The following is a 1,899-nucleotide window of genomic DNA, read 5'->3' on the forward strand; positions in this document are numbered from 1 at the left end:
TCTGGTTGAGGGTGATGCGGCACCGGTAGGCCCGTCGGCGGTTTTGGGAGCCTCGCTTGCAGCTCGACGTCTTGGTCGCCGGAGGTACGAAGCCGCGTTGGCTCCAGCTGACCACCACCCGGTTGCGGTGGCGACTGCGAGGAACACGCGTGAATATGGGTCATCGCGCGCGGCCATGTTTGCTGCCATCCAGTGCTGTGACCTGTCTCCGGCGTGCTCAACATGGTCCCCGGCGGCAGCTTCTCTGTGGCGGCGCAAGATCCGGCTATCGGGCGGAGCGGGCTGTCTCGGGCGCGGCGCCAGGGACACCGTCTTGACCGAGGCCGCCATGATTGCGACACTCACGGGGCGATCGAAACCGCACCCCAGCGATCGGAGCCGCGCGATGCGTTTCATCCTGCCGATCCTCGTCGCAGTGCTGCTTTCTCCCGTTCAGGCCGCCGCAGAGGGGCGCGTCGCCCTGCTGATCGGGAATGCGGAGTACAACGACCCGGCGCTCGCCCTGCTAAACCCCGGAAACGACGTCCGCGCATTGGGCGAGGCCCTGACGCGGCTGGACTTCACGGTGCGCGGCGAAATCAATCAGAGCCGGGAGCAGATGCTTAATGCATTGGCGTGGCTGCGCGACGAGGCCGAGGGGGCCGACATCGCGATGGTCTTCTTCGCCGGGCACGCCGTGCAGGTAGGGCGGGAAAACTTCCTGATCGGTGTCGATCTGGAAGTGCCTTCGGCGCCCGGGCTCACGCAGGCGAGCGTCACGCTCACCGACGTCCTCGCTGCGGTCGACGACCTGGGGGCCGGCCTGTCGCTGGTGGTGCTGGATTCGTGCCGCGACAATCCCTTCGCCGGCGAGGTCGGGGAGTCCGGGCTCGCGCCCGTTTCTGGCGGCGTCGGCACACTTGTGGCCTACGCGACCGATCCCGGCAACGTGGCTGCCGATGGTCTGGGCGAGAACAGCACCTTCACCGAGGCGCTTCTCGAACATGTCGAGACGCCGGGGATCGACGTGCGCATCATGTTCGGCCGCGTGCGGCAGGATGTTGTCCGCGCAACGCGCGGCTTGCAGGTGCCGTGGGTCGAGGAAGCCGTGCTCGGCGAGCACTACCTCGCCGCGCTGCCGGAGCCGCTGGACCCGGGCGACGAACTGCGCGTCTGGCGCGAGGCGGTCGCCGGAGGCACGACGCAGGACTATCGCGGCTATCTCGACCGGTTCCCGGGCGGCCTCTACGCAATCGTCGCCGAGCTCCGCATCGACGGGCTCGAGGGCAACGCGCCGGAAGCCGAGGGGCTGGATGATGCCGAACTGCCGGGCGCCGAAGCGGCGCTGCAACTGCTGGGCTACATGGTGCCGGGCGCCACAGAGGGCAGCGCCGGCGAGGTCCGGCGGGCCTTTGCGCGCTGGCAGACCGCCCAGCCGGCCGGCGCGCGCGACCTCGACGCCTTGATGGAGGCGGCGGCGGGCAAGGCCGTCTTTATCGGCACCTATACCGCCGGCATCCTCAAGAACGATCTCCAGCGCTTCGCCGCCGTGGAGGAGTCGCTGCGGTCCGCATCGGAGAGCCTGCGCACCGCCGAAACCCGTTTCTCCGACGATCCCGAAGCCCAGCCCGCGCTTGAGCGAATGCGTTCCGAGGTCGCGCAGATCGAGCAGATCCGAGAGGACGTCGCCGCCGATCTCGACGGTAGCCGGACCTATTACGGCGACCTCATCATTCTGGCCGACCGTCACCTGTCGGACTGGATCGCGGACGAGTTGAAGCCGCGCTTCTCGTCGAGCCGCGGGATCTCCGACCTGTCGGATCGGATGATCACGGACGCGCAGACGTTCTTCACGCACCTCAGGATCGCCGAGGAGGCCCCCGAGGGGTCCTTCTCGTGGTTCGCTTCCATGATGGAGGA

Annotated in this window: 1 protein-coding gene; it reads left to right on the plus strand. The window is 68.2% G+C overall.

Going from position 1 to position 1,899, the window contains the following annotated elements; genetic code table 11:
• Positions 1 to 385: 385 nt before the first annotated feature.
• Positions 386 to 1,899, plus strand: a 1,514-nt coding sequence (locus tag IM708_RS20860; protein ID WP_209428470.1) for a caspase family protein, incomplete at its 3' end; no start/stop codon positions are given.

Origin of the sequence: Pararhodobacter sp. SW119, from assembly GCF_017811755.1 — a bacterium.
Lineage (GTDB): Bacteria > Pseudomonadota > Alphaproteobacteria > Rhodobacterales > Rhodobacteraceae > Pararhodobacter.